The organism is Microbacterium sp. SZ1 (genome assembly GCF_002362255.1).
Taxonomy (GTDB): Bacteria; Actinomycetota; Actinomycetes; order Actinomycetales; family Microbacteriaceae; genus Microbacterium.
Genome location: NZ_LPVV01000017.1, coordinates 1 through 1,523, shown reverse-complemented (window position 1 = coordinate 1,523; position 1,523 = coordinate 1). Strand labels below are relative to the sequence as shown.

Genomic DNA, 1,523 nt, shown 5'->3' with positions numbered 1-1,523 from the left:
GAGCGTCTTCGCCCCGGAGCCCATCAACGGCGACTATCACTTCAACGTGCGCGCCGTCATCGAGAAGGACGGCGAGCAGATCGAGACCGGGTGGGTCAGTGCGACGGACGTGGAGCTGTCGATGATCCGGTACAACCTCTTCCCTCCGCGGGCGGGCATCCAGTCGAGCGAGGTCGCCAGTGGTCAGATGAACGCCTACAACAAGCTGAACGAGCAGCAGCAGGCGGTCGTGGCCCTCGACTACACGGAGGACGGGTGGGAGGAGTGGATGGTGCGCTCCTTCGACGAGCTCGAGGGTGACAACCCGTCGACCGCCGCGTACATGGCCGAGGAGCACCTGTCGACCGCGTACGCCACGCAGGTCGCCTACGCGATCTGGGGAGCGGATGCCGTCATCGAGGTGCAGTATCGCGTGAGCAGGCAGAACGTCGTGCCCTACGCCGAGCGGAACGATCCCGGGGCGCAGCGTCCCGATCCCACCTTCTCGACGACCGGATGGCGTCTCCCTATAGAAGAGGAAGGGCAGAGTCGCGAGAACTTCGCGAACACCTTCCGCGCGCAGTTCGAGAGGACGCAGAAGTGAGCGCCCCCGCGAAGACCCGTGGACGGCGGCCCGCTGCGACGACCACCGCTCCCGGGCCCGTCGAGTCGCCGGCAAGATCGAAGCCTTCGCCAGCACCCGCGCCGGCACCCGCGCCGTCGTCCGCTCCGTCGTCCACGCCCGGCCCCCGATCAGGGGAGACGCAGGTCTCGTTCCCGGTGCGGGTGCTGACGTTCGCGTCGTCGATGGTCGCGGGCTTCTGGGCCATGGTCGTGTCGGCGATCGATCGCATCTCGGCGTTCGTCGGCGACTGGCTCTTCCACGGCAAGAAGGCCCTGTACGGGCTGGCGGTCACCCGCATCCTCTTCGGGGTCACCGCCATCGGACTCCTCGCCTCGAACTTCAGCACCCGTCTCTACACGTTCGGATCCGGCTCGGCGTGGAACGGCGAGCTCGCCGAGCCGGTCAGCGACTTCCCGACGATCTGGGTCTTCAGTACCTTCCACGCGGCGATGGGCAACGACGTGCTCTACACGGCGCTGTACCTCCTCCTCGGTGTGCTCGCCGTGCTGTTCGTGCTCGGCTGGCGCTTCCGCATCGTGCTGCCGGTCTTCTTCTGCCTGTGGGTCGGATTCATCGAGGCCAACGACATGGTCGGCGACCAGGGCGACAACATGTTCCGCATCGCGCTGCTGCTGCTGTTCTTCGCGGACCCCGCGGCGCGGTGGTCGCTCGATGCGCGGCGTCGTGCGAAGAGCGGGGAGTGGTTCCCGCCGGGCAGCCAGCCGGCGCTGCTGGGCACGGTCTTCCACAACCTCGCTCTGGTGGCGCTCACCGCGCAGGTGTGCTTCGTGTACGCCTCCGGTGCGCTGTTCAAAGCCGGCGGCGATCCGTGGAAAGAGGGGTACGCGGTCTACAACCCGCTGCAGACCGCCCGGTTCGGCACCTGGCCGGTGCTGAGCGATCTCGTGACGACCTGGGG

The 1,523-nt window shown here is 67.6% G+C and carries 1 protein-coding gene and 1 pseudogene; both read left to right on the top strand.

Annotated elements, in window-relative coordinates:
• A partial coding sequence (locus AUC47_RS09735) for a DUF5819 family protein (RefSeq protein WP_096715025.1) occupies positions 1-583 on the top strand: 583 nt, incomplete at its 5' end.
• 224 nt (positions 584-807) lie between these two features.
• Positions 808-1,523: pseudogene (locus AUC47_RS09730) on the top strand (HTTM domain-containing protein); the annotation flags it as partial.